Genomic DNA, 23,204 nt, shown 5'->3' on the forward strand with positions numbered 1-23,204 from the left:
TTTTTGGGTCAGCCGTTGAGCACCGTACGAATCATCCGGGTCAGCGCATCGGGGCTGTAGGGCTTGCCCAGCAAATGGGTATCCGGGCTGAGTTGGTGGTTGCGCGAGATAATGTCACGGGTATGCCCCGAGGTGAACAGCACGGTCACGGGCGGATTCTGCACCTTGGCCCAGGCCGCGAGATCCGAACTCTTGATCAGGCCCGGCATGACCACATCGGTGAAAATCAGGTCCACCGCCACGCCTTCCAGCAACATCTGCATGGCGATGTCGGCATTGGCGGCCGTCATCACCTGATAGCCCTCCTCGCGCAAAAACTCCACCGTTGAAACGCGCACCGCTTCATTGTCCTCGACCACCAGAATCCGCTCGTGTCCACCTCGTTGCGGCACTTCAAGAGTGGAGATTTCATTGCCCGCCGTGCGCAGGCTGCGCGGGAAGTAAAGCTGCACCCGGGTACCTTCGCCGACGACGCTGAACATCTCGATGTGCCCACCGCTCTGTTTTACGAAGCCGAATACCATGCTCAAGCCAAGCCCCGTGCCCTGGCCGTCGGGTTTGGTGGTGAAAAACGGCTCGAACGCCTGGGCAAGCACCTGAGGCGGCATGCCTGCCCCCGTGTCGGCCACCGATACCCGTACATAGTCGCCGGCGACAATGCCCTTGCTGGTGCAAAACGCGCGATCAAGGCGGATGTTTTCCGCGCTCAGGTCGATGGTGCCCTCACCCTTCATGGCGTCACGGGCATTGATGGCCAGGTTGAGAATGGCATTTTCCAGTTGATTGCGATCGACGAACACCTGCCAGAGGTTGGCGGGCGCACGCATTTGCACCTGGAAGGTTTCACCCAGCGCACGCTGCAACAGCTCACCCAGGCCATCGAAAATCTGCTCAGGCGTATAAATGGCCGGGGACAAGGGCTGGCGACGGGCAAATGCGAGCAATTGCGAAGACAGTTTTGCCCCGCGTTCGACGGCGGCAATCGACGCCGCCACCCGGCGCTGGACATTGGCGTTATTTGGCTCATGCCGGGCCAGCAAGTGCAGGTTGCCGGCGATCACCTGCAACAGATTGTTGAAGTCGTGGGCCACGCCGCCCGTCAGGCCACCGATGGCTTCGAGCTTCTGTGATTGGCGCAATTGTTCTTCCGTCGCCAGCCGTGCCTCGACTTCATCGGCCACGCGTTGCTCCAGGTTGCGGGTGAACCTGAGCAAGGACTCTTCGGCGATCTTGCGTTCATGAATGTCGATCAACACCCCGGGGAAACGAAATGGCTCGCCCTGTTCATTGAACTCGCAACAACCACTGGCGAGTACCCACAGATAACTGCCATCAGGGCGGATGACCCGATATTCGGCATTGAAGGGTTCGCCAGTCGCCATCGATTGCCGAACCTGTTCCTGCAGCCAACTGAGATCGTCAGGGTGAATATGCGCTTCAGCGGTGTCTTGTGGCAGGTTGTCCAGCGGCTGTTCGGCGGGATAGGAAAAGGTGCGGGCGAAACGCTCATCGCCGCTCAGCACATTGCTCTTCACGTCCCAGACAAACGACCCCAGCAAGGCGCCGGCATTCAACGCCAGGCGTACGCGCTCGTTGTCGGCGCGATAGGCATCTTCGGCGGCCTGGCGACGGCGCTCGGAAATCACCCGTTCAGTCGTATCGACAACCATCGCCATGACCCCGGCGGGCTTGCCGTTATCATCGGCAACCGGGCTGTAATACAGGTCCAACCAAACCTCTTCGGGGATTCCGCTGCGCAACAGCACCAACTCTTTGTTGCGGAAGGACAAGGTGCCGCCGCCCAGGCAGGTATCGACCACGTGCCGATTGAATTCGGCGACTTCCGGCCAGCCCAGCTCGACCGGAGAACCCAACAGATAAGGATGACGCCCGCCGGCAAACTCCGAATAGGCGTCGTTATAGATCATGTAGCCAGGTCGCCCCCACAGCATCACCATCGGCAGTGGCGAGGCGAGCATCATCTGCACCGAGCTGCTCAGGCTCTTGGGCCAGGTATCGAGGTTGCCCAGCTCGGTCCGGCTCCAGTCGAACGCACGGATACGCCCGGCCATCTCGCCGTGCCAGCCGGCACACCCGTGACTATCCTCTAGAAACTGCATCGGTTGGCCTTATCCAGGAAATCACACCCGTTTGTTTCGAGCATCGCGGATGCCATTGGTTTCATAGAGGTATAGCTAATTCTCGCGATCCATCTTGAACGACCAAAACCTGTGGCCGGCAAAAAATCCCTGTGGGTGCATGCAGTTTCAGACCGGATGATCACACCTCAATCAGGTGTTTAAGCGGGTGATAGCCGGTTTTCAACGTGGCGGCCACATCCAGAATCGCCTTCTCGATGCCATTCAAATGCATGCAGGTCAACTCGATCGCCGCGCTCTGGTTACCCGCTTCGATGTACTCGATCAACCGCAGGTGTTCGTCATCGCGACAGGCTTCGTGGCTGTCGTCATCCAGCGCGGCCGCGTATAGCGAGGCGCGGGAGATCAGTTTCTGGAACCAGTCCAGCAACACCGGGTTATTCAGGCTGCGGGCCAGTTTGATGTGGAACTCGCCGAGCAAATGGATCAGGCGCTCGTGGTCGCCGCTTTGATGGGCTTCGTCCTCCAGCAGCAGATGATCGCGCAAATCCTGGGTCACGGCGGTATCGCGACGACGGCACAGTTCGCTGACGATGCCGATTTCGATCAGGCGCCGGGTCTCGAACAGCGAACGGATCTCTTCGTCGCTCGGTAACGATACCGACGCACCTTTATTGGGCTCGGTGGTGACCAGGCCATCAGCTTCCAACTGCTTGAGCGCGGCACGAACTGACGTGCGGCTGACATTGAAAAGTTCGGCCAGCGAGGACTCGCCCAACTTCATCCCGGGACGCAAGGTGCGCTTGCTGATCGCCTCGTAAACCCCTTGGTAGACACGGTCGACCGTGGTTTCCAGTTTCTTTTCCGCCATTCGATCACTCCTTCAGCGCCATGCAATCAGCCCCAGGCGAATGAACAGCCTTTCAAAAGGGGGTTGCACGAGCAGATTAATCCGGGTATTTCTAAATTGCATCCAGATTTTGCATACAATAATTAGAGGAATGCACCAATATGGGTCGTCCAGTTGCAATCGAAGTGCGTAACGTCTTTAAACGGTATTCCGACGATCCGGGGCTGGCTCCAGCCCTCGACAACGTTTCAGTCGACATTGCCGATAACGAGTTCTTCACGCTGCTCGGCCCTTCCGGCTGTGGCAAAACCACCCTGCTGCGCACCATCGCCGGCTTCGAACACGTCAGCGCCGGCGAGATTCGCCTCGCGGGCGAACCGGTCAATGACCTGCCGCCATTCAAGCGTCGGGTCAACACGGTATTCCAGAGCTACGCGCTGTTTCCGCACATGAGTGTTGCGCAGAATATCGCCTTCGGCCTTGAGATGCAGGGTCTTGATCACAAGCAGATCGCGCAGCGGGTCGACGAAATGCTCGCGCTGGTGCAAATGCAGCACCTGGCCAAGCGCAAACCGGCGGAATTGTCCGGTGGCCAGCAACAGCGCGTGGCTCTGGCCCGGGCCCTGGCACCGAAACCGAAAGTGCTGTTGCTCGACGAACCGCTGTCGGCCCTGGACCTCAAGCTGCGCAAGGAAATGCAGGTCGAACTCAAGCGCGTGCAGAAGGAAGCCGGGATCACCTTCATTTTTGTCACCCATGACCAGGAAGAAGCCCTGACCCTGTCCGATCGCATTGCGGTGATGTCCGCCGGCAAGATCCTGCAGATCGGCACGCCCAATGACATCTACGAACGGCCGCAGCATCAGTTTGTCGCGCAGTTCATTGGTGACATCAACTTCCTGCCCGGCCATCTCAAGCGCGGCCAGGAGAACGAAAAGCTGTTCGTGCCCAACGGCATGCCGGTGGAAATCCCCTGCCCGGCCCAGGGCTTCGATGGCGCCAGCGTGCAGCTGGCGTTCCGTCCGGAGCGCTCGCAACTGGTCGACCCGACGCAACCGCATCACCTGCGCGGGGTCATCGAGGCCGTGTTGTATGTCGGCACCGCGACCCTCTATCAGTGCCGCTTGAACAACGACATCAAGGTCATGCTGCGTGAGAACAACGAAGGCCTGAATCGCGGGCGGGTGGTGGGCGATCGCGTCGCGGTCAACCTGCCGCCCCACGCCTGCCTGCTGATGGAGGCCTGAAATGAGCGTCAGCAGCACTTCTCCCGCCCTCAACCGCGCGCTGTTACTCAGCCCGGTGGTACTGACCCTGCTGGCCCTGATCGCCATCCCGTTGGGCATCATGGGCTACATCAGCCTGTTGCCGCGCAACGTATATGGCGGTGTCGACTGGCAGGCCAACTGGCAATTGCAAAGCTACGTGCAACTGTTTTTCCAGGAAGGTTTCGACGGCGAACTGGAGCTGAACTGGGTCTACGCCCAGGCGCTGTTGCGCTCGGTGTTCCAGGCCGGTGGCACGACCGTGTTGTGCTTTCTGTTCGGCTTTCCGGTGGCGTTGTGGATGTCGAGCCTGACACCGCGCCGGCGCAACCTGATGGTCTTGCTGATCACCATCCCGTTCTGGACCAACCTGCTGATCCGCAACTACGCCTGGCTGATCATCCTGCGTGAACAGGGCTGGGTCGCCCAAACCCTCAATGCGCTGTTCCCCCAGGCCGGTGGCATCACCCTGCTCTACAACGACTTCGCGGTCAGCGTCGGGCTGGTCTACAGCTTCCTGCCGTTCATGATCCTGCCGATCTACTCGACCCTGGAGAAACTCGACTGGCGTCTGGTGGAAGCCGCCTATGACCTGGGCGCCAATCGCTGGCACGCGCTGAAGCGGATCATTCTGCCGCTGTCGATGCCGGGGGTGATTGCCGGTTCCCTGCTGGTGTTCGTGCCGAGCCTCGGCGCGTTCATTACCCCGGCGATTCTCGGCGGCGGCAAGACGCTGATGATCGGCAACCTGATCCAGCAACAGTTCGGCACCGCGCGCAACTGGCCGCTGGGCAGTTCGCTGTCGTTCCTGCTGCTGGGGATCATGTTGCTGTCCCTGGTGCTGTACGCCCTCTATAGCCGCAACGCCGCCAAGACCCTGCGTCGGGGAGCCCAAGCATGATCGCCCTGCACCTGAAAAAACTGCCCCTGACCCGTGAAGTCAGTCTGTTGATGCTGGCTTATCTGTACCTGCCGATCCTGGTGTTGATTGCCTATAGCTTCAACGCCAACCGCTCGGCCACGGTGTGGACCGAGTTCTCCTTCGCCTGGTACGGGCGGATCCTGGCCAACCCGTCGATCCAGACGGCGGCGCTGAACTCGATCATCGTCGCCAGCATCGCCACGGTCTGCGCCACGGCCATTGCGTTGCTCGCGGCGCTGGCCACCTACCGGCCGTTCTACGGACAGAAAATGGTCGAGGGCGGGATCAACCTGCCGCTGATCCTGCCGGAGATCGTCACGGCGGTCGCCACCTTGCTGCTGTTCATGGCACTGGGGATCAAGCTCGGTTTGCTGACAGTGATCATCGCGCACGTCGGCTTCTGCATTCCCTTCGCGTACCTGCCGATCCGCGCGCGGCTCAATGACCTGGACAAGAGCCTGCTGGAAGCGGCGAACGATCTGTACGCCAACCCGTGGCAGGTGTTTCGCCGGGTGACCTTGCCGCTGCTGTGGCCGGCGGTGTTGTCTGGTTCGGTGCTGGCGTTCGTGGTCAGCCTCGACGATTTCATCATGACCTTCTTCGTCGCCGGGCCGGGTTCGACCACCCTGCCGGTGTACATCTTCTCGGCGATCAAGGCCGGCGTGACGCCAGAGATCAACGCGATTTCGACCCTGATGCTGGTGATTTCCATCGTGCTGGTCGTGCTGGCCTTCTGGCTGGGACAGCGCGGTAAACAACAATGAGCCTGGAGCCTGTGTTTATGAACAAAAAAGTGAAAAGCATGCGTTTCGCCGTTGCCAGTCTGGCCTTGAGTTGCTTCACCGCGTTCGGCGCGCACGCCGCCGAACCCAAGGAGCTGTTCTTCTATAACTGGACTGACTACTACCCGGTCGACCTGCTGGCCAAGTTCGAAAAAGAGACCGGAATCAAGGTCACCATGGACGGCTACGACAGCAACGAAACCCTGCTGGCCAAGTTGCAGGCCGGTGGCGCGGCGTATGACGTGATCGTGCCGTCGCAGTCGATCATGCGCACCCTGATCAACCAGAACCTGCTGCTGGAAATCGACACCCCGACCCTGCCCAATTTCCAATACGTGAAACCGGCATTCCGCGACCCGGGTTTCGACCCCGGCCGCAAATTCTCGGCACCGTACCTGTGGGGCACCACCGGGTTTTCCTATGACAGTGCGCGAGTACCGGGCGGCAAACTCGACGACTCGTGGAAAGAGTTCTTCGAACCGCGCAAGGAACTGCAAGGCCAGCTCGCCGCACTCGACACCTCCAGCAGCGTGATCAATGCCGCCAGCCATTACCTGAACGTCGACGAATGCAGCGAAAACCCGCAGGACGCCAAACGCATCCTCGAACTGCTGCAAAAACAGAAACCGTTCCTGAAGATGTACAGCTCGGACAACACCGTCGACCGCATGGCCTCCGGTGAAGTGATCATGATGCAGAATTGGAACGGTTCCACCGCGCGAGCCACGCTGCAGAAGAGCACCATCAAGTACGTCTACCCGCGCGAAGGCCTGGCGATGTTCCAGGACAACTTCGCCGTGCCGAAAAGCGCCCCGCACCCTGGCAACGCGAAGATCTTCATCGACTGGATGATGAAACCGGAAAACGCCGCCGCCGTGTCCAACGCCATCGCCTACGCCAACGGCATCCAGAGCGACACGTTGATCGACGCCAAATGGCGCGTGATGGACGCCATCAACATGCCCGACGAATTCGCCTCGCGACTGCGCCCTGAAAAAGAGTGCAGCAACAAGGCGCGGGAACTGCAGGACCGCATCTGGGCGAAGCTCAAGGGCTGACTTGAAACCCTGACGCGGCCATCGCTGGCAAGCCAGCTCCCACAGTGATTTGTGTTGATCACAACATTTGTGAACACCCCCAAACCCTGTGGGAGCTGGCTTGCCAGCGATGAGGCCCTCCCAAACACCACAGAATTCGAGGTTTAAATGACTCAACCCCGCTGGCTACGCAATGTACGCCCCTACGGCTCCCCCGCCGAAGACCTGCTGATCGAAAACGGCCGCTTCACCCAACGTCGCCCGGCCTCGACCACTGAATTGCTCGCCACCGACATCGATGGCCAAAACCAACTGCTGACCCCGGCCCTGGTGGAAAGCCACGTGCACCTGGACAAAACCCTCTGGGGCCAGCCGTGGCGCCCCAACAGCGCTGGCCCGACCCTCAAGGATTACATCGCCAACGAACGGCGGATCCTGCGTGAAGTCGAAACCCCCATCGCGCAGCGGGCCGGAGCACTGCTGGAAAACTGCATCGCCCGTGGCTCCCTGACCATGCGCTGCCACGTCGACATCGACCCGGAATTCGGCCTGCGCCACGTCGAAGCCATGCAGCAACTGCAGGACAAGTACCGCGACCTGATCGACCTGCAACTGGTGGTGTTCCCGCAAACCGGCCTGATCAGCCGTCCCGGCACTGCCGAACTGATGCGCAAAGCCATGGCCCTGGGCGTGGAAAATGTCGGCGGCCTCGACCCGTGTGGCATCGACAACGACCCCATCGCCCAACTCGACTTCGTGTTCAAACTGGCCAGCGAGTTCGACCGTGGTGTGGACATTCACCTGCACGACAAAGGTGAACTGGGTCTGTGGCAAATCGCGCTGATCGCTGATTACACCGAACACTTCGGGCGTCAGGGCCAGGTGATGATCAGTCATGCCTACTGCCTCGGCATGCTGCCGTGGAGCCAGGTCAAACCCGTGGCCGAACGCCTGGCGGCGCTGGGTATTTCGTTGATGAGCTCGGCACCGGCCGATTGCGCGGTGCCGCCATTCCTGACCCTGCGCGAAACCGGGGTGAATGTCTGCCTGGGTTCCGACGGCATTCGCGACGCCTGGTCGCCCATGGGCAACGGCGACATGCTGGAACGGGCGATGTTGCTGGCGTTTCGTTTCGACTTGAACAAGGACGATGAACTGGCGGCGGCATTTGAAGCGGCGACGTTGAACGGGGCTAGGGCACTGGGCTCTACGGACTATGGGCTGGCGCTGGGCGGGCCGGCGGACTTTCTGTTGATGCCGGTGCAAACCCTGGGTGAAGCCGTGGTTTCGCGGCCGGCTCGCCAGGTCTATCGCGGCGGGCAGTTGATCGCTGCGGGCGGTCGCTTGCTGGACAGTCGTTTGTGAATCGCATTGGACTTCGAGCCAGTTGCGTGGTCGGCTTCGACGGCACGCAACACGTGCTGTGGCGCGATGGCGAAGTGGTGTTCGAAGGCTCGCGCATTGTGTTTGTCGGTCGCGGTTATCCAGGGCCAGTGGAGCAATGGATCGACTATGGCAATGCGCTGATCGGCCCCGGTTTCATCGATCTGGATGCCTTGGGCGATCTTGACTCTACGGTCCTGACCCTGGACAACGGCGACGAGCGCGACATGGGCCGGATGTGGTCGGCGGACTATCTGGCCCGCGGGTCACGGGAGAGTTACAGCCCTGAAGAAGAAGTCTTCAAGTATCGCTACGCCTTTACCCAATTGATCCGCAACGGCATCACCACCGCCATGCCGATCACCTCGATGTACTACCGCCAATGGGCGGAAACCTACGACGAGTTTGCGGCGGTGGCCGGTGTGGCAAGCGAATTGGGCCTGCGCACTTACCTCGGCCCTTGTTACATGAGCGGCATGAGTTACTGGCAGGCCGACGGTACGTTGGCGCATCACTGGGATGAAGCCCGGGGCCTGGCCGGACTCGATGCGGCGGAGCGGTTTTTCCGTGATTTCGACGGCGCGAACGACGGCCTGACTAGGGGGGCGCTGCTGCCGGACCGCATCCAGACCTGCACGCCGGCGCTGCTGCAACGCACCGCTGCACTGAGCCGCGAGCTGAACGCACCGATGCGTTTGCATTGTTGCCAGGGACTTGGCGAGGTAGCGATGGTCGAACAACTGCGCGGCGCTTCACCGCTGGGCTGGTTGCAGCAGCTTGGGCTGTTGAATCCGCGCAGCCTGCTGCCCCATGGCATCTACACCCAGGGCGATGACGACCTGCAGCGGCTGGTGGATGGCGGCGCGAGCCTGGTGCACTGCCCGGTGGTTTTCGCCCGGGATGGCGAGGCGCTCAACTCCTTCGGCCGCTATCGCGCCAAGGGCATCAACTTCGCCCTGGGCACCGACACCTGGCCAGCGGACTTGCTCGACAACATGCGCCAGGGCCTGAACATCGCACGACTGATGGAAGGCGCTCACTCGCTGACCAGCACACTGGACATGTACAACGCCGCCACCCTCGGCGGCGCCAAGGCACTGGGCCGTGACGATCTCGGTCGGCTGGCGCCGGGGGCCAAGGCCGACATCACCGTGTTCAGCCTGCGGGGCCTGCACCTGGGACCGCTGTTCGACCCGTTGAAAAACCTGGTGCTGGCCGGGCGCGGCGACGACTGCATCGCCAGTTACATCGATGGCCGTTGCGTGATGCAGGACGGCCAGGTCCACGGTGTCGACTACCCCACCCTGCAGCGCCAGGCCCAACGACAATTCGAAAAACTAATGCGCAGCCACAGCGACCGGGCCTTTGGCCAACCGGACTGGAAGACCTTGTTTCAACCGGCCATCCCGTTCGCCGACAACTACAGCGCACAGGCGCCACTGAGCGCCATCGATCCACTTCTTTAGAGAATCCTGCCCATGCAAAGCTTCGACTTCAGCACACTGAGTGCGCGAGACAAATACAAGATTCTGATCGGCAGCGTGGTACCACGGCCGATTGCCTTGGTCACCACTGTCGACGGTGAAGGCCGGATCAACGCCGCCCCGTTCAGCTTTTTCAATGCACTCTCGACCGATCCGCCAATCCTCGCCCTGGGCGTTGAAAACTACGGCGACCAGAGCCCCAAGGACACCACGCGCAACATCCAGCTCAATCAGGAATTCACCGTCAATATCGTCAGCGATGCGCTGGTGGAAGCGATGAACGTCTGCGCCGTGCCCTTCGCCCCCGGCTTCGACGAACTCACCGCCGCCGGCCTCACCGCCATTCCTGGCACCACGGTCAAATGCCCACGAATCGGCGAAGCCCCGGTGGCGCTGGAATGTCGCCGGATGATGGCGCTGTCCATCGGCCAGTCGCGGGAAATCATCTTCGGCGAAGTGCTGATGGCCCATGTACGCGATGAACTGATCGACCCGAAAACCCTGTACATCGATCAACTCGGGCTCGATGCGATCGGGCGGATGGGCGGACATGGCTATGCACGAACGCGAGATTACTTCGACCTGCCGACACGCTCGTTGCAGGCCTGGACGGAGGCGCCGGGGGGTGGGGAGCGGTTTTGGCCGGTGGCCAAGTAGTACGTAGCGCATATCCCCTGTAGGAGCGAGCGTGCTCGCGAAAAACGTCAGCGATAATGTGGGGTGCCTGACGGACTGCGGTGTTCTTACGCCCGTCGCGAGCAAGCTCGCTCCTACAGGGGGATGCATCGTCAGCGAAAATCCCGGCTGCGCACGCTGATGCCGTCCAGCAAAGGGCTCAGGTCACTCAAGCGCCCGGCGATCAGGTGGCGCACTTCGCCCTCCTTCTCCCAACGTCCATCGACCTTGAGCAACTGCGAGCCGACCAGCACCTGGCGTTGCCGCTCGGCCAGGTCACGCCAGACCACCACGTTGACGTTGCCGAACTCATCTTCCAGGGTGACGAAGGTCACGCCGCTGGCGGTGCCTGGCCGCTGCCGTCCAGTCACCAGCCCGGCGACGCTGACCGGCCGCCCGTGCTCGACCGCCAGCAATTCCTTCGAACTGCGGCAGCGTCGTGCCTTCAACTCACCGCGCAACAACGCCAGCGGATGCGGCCCCAGGGTAGTGCCCAGACTGTTGTAATCGGCCAGCAGGTCCTCGCCCACCGTGGGTTTGGGCAGCGCCACCGCGCCCTCCTCCTGACTGGGCAGGCCGGCAAACAGGCCAAGCTGCTTTTGCACCCCCGCCACCTCCCAGCGCGCCCGATGCCGATCGCCCGCCAGCCCCCGCAGCGCACCGGCATCGGCCAGTAGCTCCTGGGCGCGGGCATCGAGTCGGGCCCGTTCGCCAAGGTCGGCGACGTCGGCAAACGCGCCGTTCGAACGCGCCGCCTCGATACGTCGGGCATCGTCCTCGCGGAAGCCCTTGATCATGCGCAAACCCAGGCGAATCGCCGGTTGCGCGCCGGTGAGCGGTTCCAGGCTGCAATCCCAGTCGCTGGCCCGCACGTCCACCGGGCGAATCTGCAGATGGTGGCGACGCGCGTCCTGCAGAATCTGGTCCGGGCTGTAAAAACCCATGGGCCAACTGTTGATCAGCGCACAGGCGAAGGCGGCCGGTTCGTGGCATTTCAACCAGCAACTGGCGTAGGTGAGCAAGGCGAAACTGGCGGCGTGGGATTCGGGAAAACCGTAACTGCCAAAGCCCTTGATCTGCTCGAAAATCTGCGCGGCGAATTCAGCCGTGTAGCCTTTTTTCTTCATGCCGGCGGCCAGCCGGTCCTTGTGCGGCTCCAGCCCGCCATGACGTTTCCAGGCCGCCATCGAGCGGCGTAGCTGGTCGGCCTCGCCGGGGCTGTAATCGGCGGCGACAATGGCGATCTGCATCACTTGTTCCTGAAACAGTGGAACCCCCAGGGTGCGCTTCAACACCTCCCGCAGCTCTTCCGAGGGATAGCTTTCGAGTTCTTCCTTGTTTCGCCGGCGCAAGTACGGATGCACCATGCCGCCCTGGATCGGGCCGGGACGAACGATGGCCACCTCGATCACCAGGTCATAGAACTTGCGCGGCTTGAGTCTGGGCAGCATCGACATCTGTGCCCGGGATTCGATCTGGAACACGCCGATGGTGTCGGCGCGACCGATCATGTCGTAGGTTGGCGCGTCTTCGGAGGGGATCGACGCCAGGCTCAGGTCCAGGTTGCGATGACGGCGCAGCAAATCGAAACAACGACGAATCGCGCTGAGCATACCCAAAGCCAGGATATCCACCTTGAGCAACCCGACCGCGTCGAGATCGTCCTTGTCCCACTGAATGATGGTGCGCTCGGCCATCGCGGCGTTTTCCACCGGTACGAGGTGGTCCAGCGGCTGCTCGGAAATCACGAAACCACCGGGATGCTGGGACAGATGTCGGGGGAATCCGATCAACTGTTGGGTCAGGCTGAGGACCCTGCGCAACACCGGGCTGTCAGGGTCGAACCCACCTTCACGCAGGCGCTCCACGGGCGGAGCCTGATCGCTCCAGTGGCCACAGCAGTCGGCCAGGGCGTTGACCTGATCCGGCGGCAACCCCAGTGCCTTGGCCACATCGCGCACCGCGCCGGCGCCGTGGTAACTGCTGACCACCGCGGTCAGCGCGGCACGCCCCCGGCCATAACGCTGGAACACATACTGCAAGACTTCTTCCCGGCGTTCGTGTTCGAAATCGACGTCGATGTCCGGCGGTTCGTTGCGCTCCTTGGAGAGAAAGCGCTCGAACAGCATGTTCATGCGATCAGGGTCGATCTCGGTGATACCCAAGGCGAAACACACCGCCGAGTTGGCCGCCGAGCCCCGGCCCTGGCACAGAATCTTCTCGCGCCGGGCGAAGGCGACGATGTCCTGCACGGTCAGGAAATAACTCTCATAGCCCAGCTCGGCGATCAGCCCCAATTCCTTGTCGATCAGCCCGCGCACCTTCTCGCTCGCCCCGCCGGGCCAGCGCTCGCGCATGCCACGCTCGGTCAACTCCCGCAGCCAGGACGCAGCGCTGTGTCCCTCTGGCACCAGTTCCCGTGGATATTGATAACGCAGCTGGCCGAGGTCGAACGTGCAGCGCCGGGCGATGTTCAGGGTTTCGTCGAGCAAGGCCGCTGGATAGAGATCGCGCAAGACGTCAAGGCTGCGCAGGTGCCGCTCACCGTTGGGGTGCAGGCGCAATCCGGCATCGGCCACCGGCAGGTGATAGCGGATCGCGGTCATGGTGTCCTGCAAGGCGCGCCGCCCGCGAGCGTGCATGTGTACATCGCCGCTGGCCACCGCAGGAATCCGCAACGCCCTGGCCAGCGTCAACAGCGCATCGAGGCGCCGGGCATCGTCCTGACCCCGGTGTAACTGCAGCGCCAGCCACAAGCGTTCAGCGAACACCTGTTTCAGCCAGTCACCCTGTGCGAAGTCATCGACCGCGTCCGGCACCCACAGCGCCAGCAACCCCGGCAACGGTTCGCTGAAGTCCTCGCGCAACACTTGATACTGGCCTTTTTGCGAGCGACGCCGGGCTCGGGTGATCAGTCGGCATAACGCCTGGTAACCCTCGAGATTTTCCACCAGCAGCACCAGTTTCGGGCCATTCTCGATGCGCACTTCACTGCCGATGATCAGCGGCAACTCCACCGATTTCGCTGCTTGCCAGGCGCGGACGATGCCGGCCAGGGTGCATTCATCGGTGATCGCCAGGGCCTGGTAGCCCTGCTTTTTCGCCCGCTGAAACAGCTCAAGGGCACTGGAGGCACCGCGCTGGAAACTGAAGTTCGACAGGCAGTGCAGTTCGGCATACCCGGCGCTCATGCAAACCAGCCCTGCAGCCACAACGGGCCTTCCTCGCCGACCGCACGATAAGCCCAGCCCTGCTGGCCGCTACGGGTTTCGATCAGGTAATAGTCGCGGCGTACGTCGCCGCCGTCCCACCAGCCGGACTCGATGCGTTCCGGGCCCATGAGGATGCGCGTCGAGCCTTCGTGTACCGCCAGGGGTTCGGTCAGCAGCCAGCCTGGCCGTTGCACGCCCGGGAATCCGGCGCAGGGCTGGTGGTCGGCACTGGCCTGCCACGCGCACTCGGGTCGGTGATCGGCCTGAAAGCGCAAGCCGTGCACCGCGTCGTCCCCCAACCGAGCGCGCAGGCGTTCGCGCAGTTGCTCCCAGGGCAAGGTTTGCTGTGGACGATCGTCGAACAGCTCCTGAAACTGCGGAACGAAGCTCGGCAAGTCTTCGGCGCGCAGGCGAAACCCACGCACCGGCGCCTCGACCTGCACTTGCTCAAGCCGCCCCCGCGCCAGTTCGAAGAGCATCGCCGGGTCGCGTTCGGCGCTGAGCAGCCCCACCTTGATCAGCGTGTCCGGCAAGCCGGCGTGTTCCAGATGCAGGTCGAAGCGTTGCACGCCGCTGTCGCGCCCGCAGAGAAACGCCGACAGGTCGCCGGTCAACCGGCGCAGCGGAAACAGCAAGGCCTGATGGGATTGCACATCGAAGTTGAGCTCGATACGCACATCGAAGCGGTCCGGCGGCAGATAGAACGCCAGCGGCAAGCGCCGCAAACCGAGCAAGGTGTCCAGGTGCTTGAGCACCGGGGCCTCGAAGCGCCGCGCCAGGCTGTGTCGAGGCAACGCCTGCACCTGACTCAAGGTGCGCAGGCCCATGCGCGACAATGCGGTGGCGACGTTGGCCTCCAGCCCGATGCGGTCGACGGGCAATTGCCCGAGGTGATGCTGCAAGGCTTGATCGTCGGGCACCACCAGGCCGTCATGGGCGTTGGCCAGCATCCGCGCCGCCGCCGGGTTGGGCGCGGCGACGATGCGGTGACGGAAACCCAACTCGCCGAGCTCGCTGCGCAAACGCGCCTCGAATAGCGACCAGCCACCGAACAGCCCCAGGCTGGACTCGATTTCAAACACCAACGCACGCGGGTAATGCACGCTGACCTGGGAACTGAAGCGATAGGCCCAAGCGGCCAGGAACTGCTGCCAGTGTTCGATTTCAGCCGTGTCGTACTCGGCCGTGGCAAAGCCCTTGCTCAAGGCCTGGGCGGCACTCATGGACTGGCCGGGACGCAAGCCCAGCGCCCGCGCCGCGCCGTTGACCGTCTGCAACACCCGGCGCTGGGCCGGGCCGGTCAGCAACGCCAGCGGCGCTTCGGGATCGGCGCACTGACGCAGTACCGCGTCCAGCGCCAATTGCGGGAAAAGAATGCAGACCCAGCGCATGGCAACCTCAATGCCCCACGGCAAAGGCAATCGGCGCCGAACGGGCCAGGCCGCCCCGGCACTTGAGCACCCGCAATTGCGCAGGCTTGGCATTGTTGGCGGCATCGATGGCGATGCGCAGGGCCGCTGGCGACGGGTTGATCGCTTCACTGATCGAGCGATAGGCGAACGCCAGGGTCGAGCCGGTTTCCGCCGCCACCTGCAAGCGGCGCAGGGCACGGTCATCGGCCTTGTGCGGCCAGCACAGCACCGCGCCGCAACTGCCCGAACGCAGGCATTGTTCCGCCGCCCACAGCGCATCGCGTTCGCTGGCCTGGATGATCGACAACTGGCGCAGATCGACCCCGGCGCTGTGCCAGGCCTGGGGATACGGCACATGGGGCGGCGCCACCAGCACAATGCGCTCGCCCGCCGCCGACAGCCGCGCCAGTGCCGGCCATACCAGCTGCAATTCGCCGACGCCCTGCCCGGCCAGGAGGATTTCGGTCAGCGCCGCTTCCGGCCAGCCGCCCGTGGGCAACGCTGCATCCAGCGCGGCATGCCCGGTGGGTTGCGGGCTGACCGCAGGCGGCGCAGGCCGGCCCTTCCAGACCTGGCCGCCATTGAACAGCGTATCCAGCGCAACGACGGCACCCATCAGCCTTGCCTCACCAGACCGCAGAACACCCCTTCGATGGCCAGGTCCCGGTCGGCTTCGACGATGATCGGCTGGTAGGCCGGGTTGCGCGGCAACAGGCGAACCCTGTCGCCGACCCGTTCGAAGCGCTTGATGGTGACTTCGCCGTCCAGGCGCGCCACGACGATCTGGCCGTTGAGCGCCTCGGGGTTGCGGTGCACGCCCACCAGATCGCCGTCGAGAATGCCGTCTTCGATCATCGAGTCACCGCGGACCCGCAGCATGTAGTCCGGCACCCGGGAGAAGATCGATGGATCGAGCAGCAGACGGCTATGGATTTCGGCATCGGCCCCGATCGGCGCACCGGCCGCCACCCGGCCGAGCACCGGGATGTCCAGCAGTTCGGGACGCGGTGGCTGCCCGAGCAGGCGAATGCCCCGGGCCTGATGCGGGTTGACCTCGATAAACCCGGCGTCGGTGAGCGCCAGCACATGCTTGCGCGCCACGCTGCGGGAGGCGAAACCGAACGCCTCGCTGATCTCGGCGAGGCTCGGGGACTGACCGTGTTCGGCGATGCGTTCGCGGATGAAGGTCAGGATGGCGGTACGGCGGGGAGTTAAAGTCGTCATGGAGTACATTTGTACTCTTTTCGGATTTTTCTTACAAGGACTTCTGTAGGAGCAGCCGGTCGACGCTCGATTGCTCGCGAAAAACCCGAGGCCGCCGCGAGGTATCAGGCACCCCGCGTTATCGTTGACGACCATCGCGAGCAGGCTCGCTCCTACAGGGGGTCAGCCAGATACGCGGTGATGTAATCGATAAACGCCAGCACTTTGGCCGTGGCCCGCCGATGGCTGGGGTACACCGCCAGTATGTGCGGGCCAAAGCTGTCCGGGTCGATGTCGTAGTCGGCCATCACCTGCACCAGTCGGCCGTCGGCCAGGTACGGCGCGGCACTCCACAGCGGGGTGTGCAGCAGACCGCGTCCGGCCAGGGCATTGGCCAGCAACAGATCGTAATTGTCGCTGCGCAATCGTGGTGTCCGGGGCTGCGGCAGGCTCAGGCGCTGGCCGTCGCGCTCGACCCACCAGAATTCACGGCTGAGCAATGGGTGGCAATACAACAACCATTCGTGCTGATCAAGGGTTTGCGGGGTGACCGGCAGCCCCTTGCGCGCGAGGTACTCCGGGCTGCCACACAGCGCCAGGCGATTGCTGCCGACCACCCGGGCGATCAACCCCGGCAAGTCGTCATGCCCTTCGCGCAACGCCAGGTCGTAGCCGCTTTCGAGCAAATTAACGAACGCATCGCACAGGTCCACTTGCAGGTCGATCTGCGGGTATTGCTCAAGAAAACCGCCCACTACCTGGTCGAGAAAAGCCTGCCCATAGGCCAGCGGCGCGGTGATTTTCAGACTGCCGCGCAAGCCATGCTGCAACTGCTCGATCTCCTCCCCCGCCTCGTCCAGCCGCTGCAAGACCTGACGCGCGGTTTCCAGGTAAAGCCGTCCGGATTCCGTGAGCGAAATCCGCCGGGTGCTGCGCTCGAACAAACGCGCCCCCAGCTCCGCCTCCAGGTGATTGACCGCCTTGGTCAGGGCCGATGGGGTCTTGCCCAACTGCTCGGCGGCGCGACTGAAACTACCCAGTTGCGCGGTGACCACGAACATTTTCAGTGCGCCCAACTTGTCCATTCTTTTTCCATTCAGGCAAAAATGTTTTTCGTGAGTGAGGCGTTCTGCCGACGCCGGCAAGCCACTAATCTGGCCATCAGACGCAATAACAAGGAAACATTCAATGAAAAGATTCATCCCGAATCTACTGATGGCAGCCATGAGTTTTGCCTCGTTGGAAGCCATGGCGGCGACTGATCTGGTGTTGTTCAACGGCAAGATTTTCACCGCCGACCGTAACCAGCCCAAGGTTCAGGCCCTGGCCGTGCAAGACGGCAAAGTGCTGCAAGTGGGCAGCGATGCGCAGATCAAGGCCTTGATCGACTCAGGGACCCAAGTCATCGACCTGGCTGGTAAAACCCTGATGCCCGGCCTGATTGACAGCCATTCCCACGCGATTTTCGGCGGCCTGGAAATGGTCGCGGCCAACATGGAAGACGAGGTGGTCGAGCTCGACGAACTGGAAAAACGCCTGCGTGGCTGGCGTGACGACGGCAAGGCCCGGCATGGCGATGTCCTGACCGTGGCCGGCATGAGCTCCGCTTACTGGGCGCAGGCCGAAGCACTGGGCAAGACATTCAACAGCGGCGAATGGGCTGACGTACCCGTGGTGTTTACCGGCAGCGATCACCACACGGCCTGGGCCAACAATGTGATGCTCAAGCGCGCCGGAGTGGATGCGACGCTACTGAAAAACCTGCCGGACGCCGAGAAAGGCACCATTGGCAAACTCGCCGATGGCAGCCCCAACGGATTTCTGGTGGACGCCGGTTGGGACCGGGTGGCCTCGAAGATGCCGTCGCCGAGTGCCGCCGACATGCTCAAGGCGGCGCAAACCGCCGTGAGCTACAACAACAGCCTCGGCATCACAGCGTGGATGGACCCCGCCGCCAACGCCGCGCCCGGCGAGCCAATATTCGCCCTCAAGCCCACGGAGCAAACCGTCGGCGTGCTGCCGGTGTACAAGGCCCTGTCCGAAAGCGGCGGCATGACCGCCCACGTCGCGGCGCTGCTGGTGGCCAACGGCAAAAGCGTTCCGGCTGATCTCGACACCCTGGACAAGGTCCGCCAGCAGTTCCAGGGCATTCCCAACTTGACGCTGCCGGGCATCAAGATCTTCGCCGACGGCGTGATCGAGTACCCGGCGCAGAGCGCGGCGATGATCGACCCTTACACCAACTCGCACAAACCGGGCGAACTGCTGATCGATCCCAAGCACTTCGGCGAGCTGGTCAGCGCCATCGATCAACGGGGCTGGCTGGTGCACATCCACGCCATTGGCGACCGCGCGGTACGCGAATCGCTGAACGGCATCGCCCAGGCGCGCAAAGACCGCCAGAGCGGTGTGACCCACTCGATCACGCACTTGCAGATCGTCAATCCGAAAGAGTTCGCCCGCTTCAAACCACTCGATGTCATCGCGTCCATGCAACTGCTGTGGGCCAGCGCCGACGACTACACCACGGACATGATCAAGCCTTACGTCAGTGCCCTGGCGTTCCGTTACCAGTACCCGGCGCACTCGTTGCTCAAGCAAGGCGCAACCATCGCCGGGGCCAGCGACTGGTCGGTGTCGTCGCCCAATCCGTGGAACGCCATGGCCCAGGCCATGACCCGGGTCGGCCCAATGGGCGTGCTCAACGCCGATGAACGCATCGACCGCGAAACCATGTTCTACGCCTATACCCTCAACGCCGCCCGCACCATTGGCCTGGACAAACAGATCGGTTCCTTGACCGCTGGCAAACAGGCCGACTTCATCGTGGTCGACCGCGATGTGTTCAGCGTCGACGAAAAAGCCCTGCACGACACCCAAGTGCTGCAAACCTGGTTCGCCGGTCGTCAGGTCTACGCACCAACCCTCTAAGAAAAACAGCAACCCCTCCGCTGCCCGACTCCGTGTTTCTCAACACGGGGCCAGGCGCAGCCATGTCCGACTTCTGCCTATAACAATCACAATAGCGGGACGTACCCCATGAAAGCTTTCACCCTGTTCGCCCTCGGCTCCTTGAGTGTGCTGCCTTTAAGCAGCCAGGCCGTGCCCTTGAATGATGACTTCTCCTTGCTGCTGGACGTCAACCTGGCCAGCGACTACCGCAGCCGTGGCATCTCGCAAACCCAGAACGACCCGGCCCTGCAAGCCGGCGCGACCCTGACCCACAGCAGTGGCCTGTACCTGGGCGCGTGGAGTTCCAACGTTGATTTTGGCGGCGGCCTGAAGACCCGACAGGAGGTCGATTACTACGCCGGTTGGCTGTGGCAAGCCACCGATGCGGTCAATCTCGACCTTGGTTATCTCAAATACAGTTACCCGAAAGAGAGCCAGTTCAATCAGAGCGAGGTCTACGGCATTCTCAGCGTTTATGGGGTGAAGCTCGGTGCCTATTACTCCGACGATGCACCGGGCATCGACAGCCAGCAGAACTCGCTCTACACCTACGTCGGTTATGAAACCGAGTTGCCCTATGGCACCGGCCTGAAACTGCGCTACGGCAACATGGACTTCAAGGACCCGCACCTGTATTCGAACTCGGGTGAAGCCGAAGATTCGTACCGGGAGTGGGAGGTCAGGCTGACCCATGAACTGGCCGGCGTAACGCTGGGCCTGAGCTACGTCGACACCAACCTGTCGAAGAGCCAGTGCGCCAGCAACTGGGGCTTCGATGACGTGTGCAGCGCGACGGTGGTGGCGAGCGTCAGCAAGTCTTTCTGAGTTCGCCGTTTGCCGGTTTGTTGGTGATTGGGTCTTTGGAATTTTTGAGCGTTTTAGATTGCCTTCGCTGGCAAGCCCGCTCCTACAGATGACTAATACGATGATCATTTGTAGGCGCTGGCTTGCCAGCGAACGCGGTATTCCATTCACCGACCAAGCCCGGCCAGAAACGCCCACGGATAAATCCCCCGCTCATGCCCATCACTGAACACCAATTGCAGGCCATATCCTTGCGAATTCACTTCGATCACCTGAACCCGTCCATCAACCATCGGCGGCGTCCCGCGCAATCGGAATGCCCGGCATTGAGAACACGGGCATTGGCGACGCAACTCGACGTGGTCCAGCCGCTGTTCGCGACCATCCGGCCAGTTCAAGCGTAATTGTTGTTTGCTTCGGGAGTTGCCGATGGCCAGCGGGTTCATTGCAGTTGACTCAGGGCAGTGCGCACCGCCTTGCGCACTTCCGGGTCGCCGTCGTCCTGGGCGGCCAACAGCGGCGCGATGGCCCCCCGCTCGTTCAACTCGCCCAAGGCCAATGCGGCTTCCTTGCGCAGATTGCTGATGCGGTGGCCGAGGGTTTCGATCAGCGCATCGAGGGCCGGGGCATACCGTAAACGCCCAAGGCTGCGGGTGGCGCGCAGGCGCACTTGCCAGTAATCGTCGCCCAAGGCTTCGACCAGCGCGGCACCGGCGTCGGCGTGCCCGACCTTGCCCAGGGTGGTAGCGGCCTCTTCGCGCACTTGCCAGGCCTGGTCCTGCAGCGCCTGGCGCAGGGCTGGCAGCACCTGTGTGTCTGACGCCAGCCCCAACGCCCCGGTGGCCGCGCGACGGACTTCGGTGTCCGGGTCATCACTGGCCAGCCGTGCCAGGGCCGGCAAGGCATCGAGCTGCTTGAGCCAGCCCAGCACGCCGACCGCTTCACGGCGGACGTTGGCGTCGTGATCGTCCAGCGCCAACAAGGCCGCCGGGGCGGCCTGAGGAAAGCGCAACTCGCGCAAGGCCCTGAATGCGGCGATGCGCACGCCGATGTCGGCATGCCCGGTCCACGGCAGAATCACCCTGCCGGCCGCTTCGCTTTTGAGCAGGCTGAGGCTTTGCGCGGCGGCGGCCTGTACCGCTGGCGAGTGATCGGTCAGGGCCTGGCACAGCGCCTCGACCACGGGTTCGTCCTCCCAGGCTTCGAGCAAGCGCGCGGCTTCGGCGCGAACCTCCTCGGCCGGGTCGTGCGCCAGGCGATCGACCAGCCACAGCAGGCCATCGGGCTCTTCCAGGTCAGCCAGGTCGATCAGGGCAATGCGGCGCACGCCGGCGTCCTCATCGGTCAGGCGTGGTTGCAGGGCGAGAATGTCGTCGTTGTCGGTTACATCAAAGAGTGAGGTCATAGGGCAAATCGCGGCAGTTTGTTTTCAGGAGGAAGTCCGAGAGGGTTCAGGCGCGGTAGCTGCCGACCGTCTTCGTGACGCAGAAGCTCGAGGCAGTGACGCTTCAAGCGCGAGAATGCGTGGCTCGTCACCAGCTCGGTGGTGCGTGGTCGCGGGAAGTTCAGGTGCAGGTCTTCGATGATCCGGCCGGGGCGCGAACTCATCACCAGCAAGCGATCGGCGAGGAACAGCGCTTCGTCGATATCGTGGGTCACGAACACCACGGTGGTGCGAATCCGTGTCCAGATGTCCAGTAACAGTTCCTGCATGTTCAAGCGGGTCAGGGCGTCGAGGGCACCGAAGGGTTCGTCCATCAACAACAACCGCGGACGATTGACCAGCACCCGGGCGATTTCCACCCGCTGCTGCATGCCGCCGGACAGTTGATCCGGCCAGCGCTCGGCAAAGCCTTCGAGACCCACCAGGGCGAGGATTTCATCGGCGGCCCGGTGCCGTTCGGCTTTGCCGATGCCGCGCATTTTCAGGCCGAAGGCGACGTTGTCGCGCACTGTGCGCCAAGGGAACAGCGTGTGCTGCTGGAACACCATGCCGCGCTGCGGCGACGGGCCAGACACCGGCGCACCGTCGACATTGAGGACGCCGGTGCGCGGCTGCAAGTGACCGGCCAGCGCACCGAGCAAGGTGGATTTTCCGCAACCGGAGGGCCCGAGAATGCACACGAACTGTCCCGGCTCGATCTGGCAATCGAGTCCTTGTACCGCTTCAAAAGCGGCGCGGCCCTCGCCCAGGCTGATCGACAGGGCGCGAATATCGATGCGCCCTTCCGGATGTTGAAAAACGCTCATCAGGCTTTTCCTCGTGGTCGATGCCAAGGCGTGAACAGTCCGCCGAGGCGCTTGATCAACAGGCTGCTGCCCATCCCGAGCACCCCGATCAGCAACATGCCGACCACGATGTCGGCATAGTTCTGGATGGTGTAGGACTCCCAGGTGTAATAGCCGATACCGTACTGGCCGGAGATCATCTCGGCGGTCACCAGGCAAAACCACGAGGTGCCCATGCCGATGGCCAGGCCGGTGATGATGCTCGGCGCAGCCCCCGGCAAAATCACTTCCAGCAGAATCGACCGCCGCCCTGCCCCGAGGCTTTTCGCCGAGGCGATCAGCCGTGGATCGACACCTTCGACGCCGTGCACGGTGTTGAGCAGGATCGGAAACAACGCGCCGGTGAAGGTGATGAAGACCATCGACAGCTCTGACGAGGGGAACATCAGGATCGCCAGGGGAATCCAGGCCACGGCTGGTATCGGGCGCAGTACCTCCAGCGGCGGCAGCAACAGGTCTTCGGCCCATTTCGAACGGCCGATGGCCAGGCCCAGGGCGACCCCGATGACCAATGCCGCGAGGTAACCGGCGAACACCCGGCCGAGGCTGCTGCTCAAATGCCGGGCCAATTTGCCGGAGTCACCGAGACCGAAGGCGGCCTGGATCACGGCCAGCGGTGTTGGCACATTGGCGAACGTCACCAGGCCGAGGTTCCAATGGTGGCTGGCGGCGAGTTGCCAGAACAGCAGGCAGAGCAGCAAGGATGCGGCCCGGGGGGGCCAGCGCTTAAACGGTCCGTTCACAATTGTTCCTCTCAACCGAATCCCTGTAGGAGCGAGCCTGCTCGCGATGATGTGTCAGTCGACATCTCTTTGGCTGACACCCCATCGCGAGC

At 62.6% G+C, this 23,204-nt stretch carries 20 protein-coding genes; 9 read left to right on the forward strand and 11 right to left on the reverse strand.

The annotated features are described in order from the left end of the window. Window positions 1-8 precede the first annotated feature (8 nt). Both GQ39_RS11295 and GQ39_RS11300 read right to left on the reverse strand, forming a co-directional pair. Entirely contained in the window at window positions 9-2,120 is a 2,112-nt protein-coding gene (locus tag GQ39_RS11295) for a hybrid sensor histidine kinase/response regulator (protein ID WP_081997894.1), read from the reverse strand. A 160-nt stretch (window positions 2,121-2,280) separates the two neighbouring features. Beyond that, on the reverse strand, window positions 2,281-2,970 hold the full coding sequence (locus GQ39_RS11300; RefSeq protein ID WP_047529816.1) for a GntR family transcriptional regulator: 690 nt from the start codon (window positions 2,968-2,970) through the stop codon (window positions 2,281-2,283). Window positions 2,971-3,110: 140 nt separating this feature from the next. Between GQ39_RS11300 and GQ39_RS11305 the strand changes: the two genes are divergently transcribed. The 7 genes from GQ39_RS11305 to GQ39_RS11335 all read left to right on the forward strand — a co-directional run bounded on the left by GQ39_RS11305 (window position 3,111) and on the right by GQ39_RS11335 (window position 10,479). Beyond that, entirely contained in the window at window positions 3,111-4,196 is a 1,086-nt protein-coding gene (locus GQ39_RS11305) for an ABC transporter ATP-binding protein (RefSeq protein WP_047529817.1), read from the forward strand. Window position 4,197: 1 nt separating this feature from the next. After that, entirely contained in the window at window positions 4,198-5,115 is a 918-nt protein-coding gene (locus GQ39_RS11310; protein WP_047529818.1) for an ABC transporter permease, read from the forward strand. Further along, the gene (locus GQ39_RS11315; RefSeq protein WP_047529819.1) at window positions 5,112-5,900 is read left to right on the forward strand and encodes an ABC transporter permease; all 789 of its coding nucleotides are present in this window, start codon (window positions 5,112-5,114) and stop codon (window positions 5,898-5,900) included. Before GQ39_RS11310 ends, GQ39_RS11315 begins: the two co-directional genes overlap by 4 nt. A gap of 17 nt (window positions 5,901-5,917) precedes the next feature. Next, complete coding sequence (locus GQ39_RS11320; RefSeq protein WP_047529820.1) at window positions 5,918-6,976, forward strand: extracellular solute-binding protein; 1,059 nt, start codon at window positions 5,918-5,920, stop codon at window positions 6,974-6,976. Window positions 6,977-7,123: 147 nt separating this feature from the next. Further along, on the forward strand, window positions 7,124-8,320 hold the full coding sequence (locus GQ39_RS11325; RefSeq protein WP_047529824.1) for an amidohydrolase family protein: 1,197 nt from the start codon (window positions 7,124-7,126) through the stop codon (window positions 8,318-8,320). Then, the gene (locus GQ39_RS11330) at window positions 8,317-9,804 is read left to right on the forward strand and encodes an amidohydrolase family protein (RefSeq protein ID WP_047529826.1); all 1,488 of its coding nucleotides are present in this window, start codon (window positions 8,317-8,319) and stop codon (window positions 9,802-9,804) included. Before GQ39_RS11325 ends, GQ39_RS11330 begins: the two co-directional genes overlap by 4 nt. A gap of 12 nt (window positions 9,805-9,816) precedes the next feature. Continuing rightward, window positions 9,817-10,479 (forward strand): flavin reductase family protein, encoded by a 663-nt coding sequence (locus GQ39_RS11335; RefSeq protein ID WP_047529827.1) that lies wholly within the window; start codon window positions 9,817-9,819, stop codon window positions 10,477-10,479. 131 nt (window positions 10,480-10,610) lie between these two features. Here the strand turns inward: GQ39_RS11335 and GQ39_RS11340 are convergent, their stop codons facing one another. From GQ39_RS11340 to GQ39_RS11360, 5 genes are all read right to left on the reverse strand, one after another. Further along, window positions 10,611-13,709, reverse strand: a complete 3,099-nt coding sequence (locus GQ39_RS11340; protein ID WP_161793930.1) for an error-prone DNA polymerase — start codon at window positions 13,707-13,709, stop codon at window positions 10,611-10,613. Further along, a complete protein-coding gene (locus tag GQ39_RS11345; RefSeq protein WP_047529829.1) occupies window positions 13,685-15,100 on the reverse strand; it encodes a Y-family DNA polymerase in 1,416 nt (471 codons plus the stop codon). Before GQ39_RS11345 ends, GQ39_RS11340 begins: the two co-directional genes overlap by 25 nt. Window positions 15,101-15,107: 7 nt before the next feature. Then, window positions 15,108-15,737, reverse strand: a complete 630-nt coding sequence (gene imuA / locus GQ39_RS11350) for a translesion DNA synthesis-associated protein ImuA (RefSeq protein ID WP_047529830.1) — start codon at window positions 15,735-15,737, stop codon at window positions 15,108-15,110. Then, complete coding sequence (lexA, locus tag GQ39_RS11355; RefSeq protein ID WP_047529831.1) at window positions 15,737-16,354, reverse strand: transcriptional repressor LexA; 618 nt, start codon at window positions 16,352-16,354, stop codon at window positions 15,737-15,739. The genes imuA and lexA overlap by 1 nt, the downstream gene beginning before the upstream one ends. Before the next feature lie 143 nt (window positions 16,355-16,497). Next, window positions 16,498-17,409, reverse strand: coding sequence for a LysR family transcriptional regulator (locus GQ39_RS11360; RefSeq protein WP_047529833.1), 912 nt, complete (start codon window positions 17,407-17,409; stop codon window positions 16,498-16,500). A 103-nt stretch (window positions 17,410-17,512) separates the two neighbouring features. Here GQ39_RS11360 and GQ39_RS11365 point away from each other — a divergent pair, with 103 nt between their 5' ends. Both GQ39_RS11365 and GQ39_RS11370 read left to right on the forward strand, forming a co-directional pair. Beyond that, window positions 17,513-19,255: an amidohydrolase gene (locus tag GQ39_RS11365; RefSeq protein WP_047529836.1), complete on the forward strand. Its 1,743-nt coding sequence runs from the start codon at window positions 17,513-17,515 to the stop codon at window positions 19,253-19,255. A 108-nt stretch (window positions 19,256-19,363) separates the two neighbouring features. Continuing rightward, a complete protein-coding gene (locus tag GQ39_RS11370; protein ID WP_047529838.1) occupies window positions 19,364-20,101 on the forward strand; it encodes a TorF family putative porin in 738 nt (245 codons plus the stop codon). Between the two features lie 146 nt (window positions 20,102-20,247). On the opposite strand, the gene GQ39_RS11375 is transcribed toward GQ39_RS11370, so the two are convergent. The 4 genes from GQ39_RS11375 to GQ39_RS11390 are packed head-to-tail and all read right to left on the reverse strand — an operon-like array spanning window position 20,248 to window position 23,112. Further along, entirely contained in the window at window positions 20,248-20,526 is a 279-nt protein-coding gene (locus GQ39_RS11375; RefSeq protein WP_047529840.1) for a DUF971 domain-containing protein, read from the reverse strand. After that, window positions 20,523-21,485, reverse strand: a complete 963-nt coding sequence (locus GQ39_RS11380; RefSeq protein ID WP_047529843.1) for a HEAT repeat domain-containing protein — start codon at window positions 21,483-21,485, stop codon at window positions 20,523-20,525. Before GQ39_RS11380 ends, GQ39_RS11375 begins: the two co-directional genes overlap by 4 nt. Then, on the reverse strand, window positions 21,482-22,330 hold the full coding sequence (locus GQ39_RS11385) for an ABC transporter ATP-binding protein (protein ID WP_047529844.1): 849 nt from the start codon (window positions 22,328-22,330) through the stop codon (window positions 21,482-21,484). The genes GQ39_RS11380 and GQ39_RS11385 overlap by 4 nt, the downstream gene beginning before the upstream one ends. Further along, the gene (locus GQ39_RS11390; RefSeq protein ID WP_047529845.1) at window positions 22,330-23,112 is read right to left on the reverse strand and encodes an ABC transporter permease; all 783 of its coding nucleotides are present in this window, start codon (window positions 23,110-23,112) and stop codon (window positions 22,330-22,332) included. Before GQ39_RS11390 ends, GQ39_RS11385 begins: the two co-directional genes overlap by 1 nt. Between the last annotated feature and the right edge of the window lie 92 nt (window positions 23,113-23,204).

Source organism: Pseudomonas sp. 11/12A (assembly GCF_000800055.1).
Classification (GTDB): domain Bacteria; phylum Pseudomonadota; class Gammaproteobacteria; order Pseudomonadales; family Pseudomonadaceae; genus Aquipseudomonas; species Aquipseudomonas mohnii.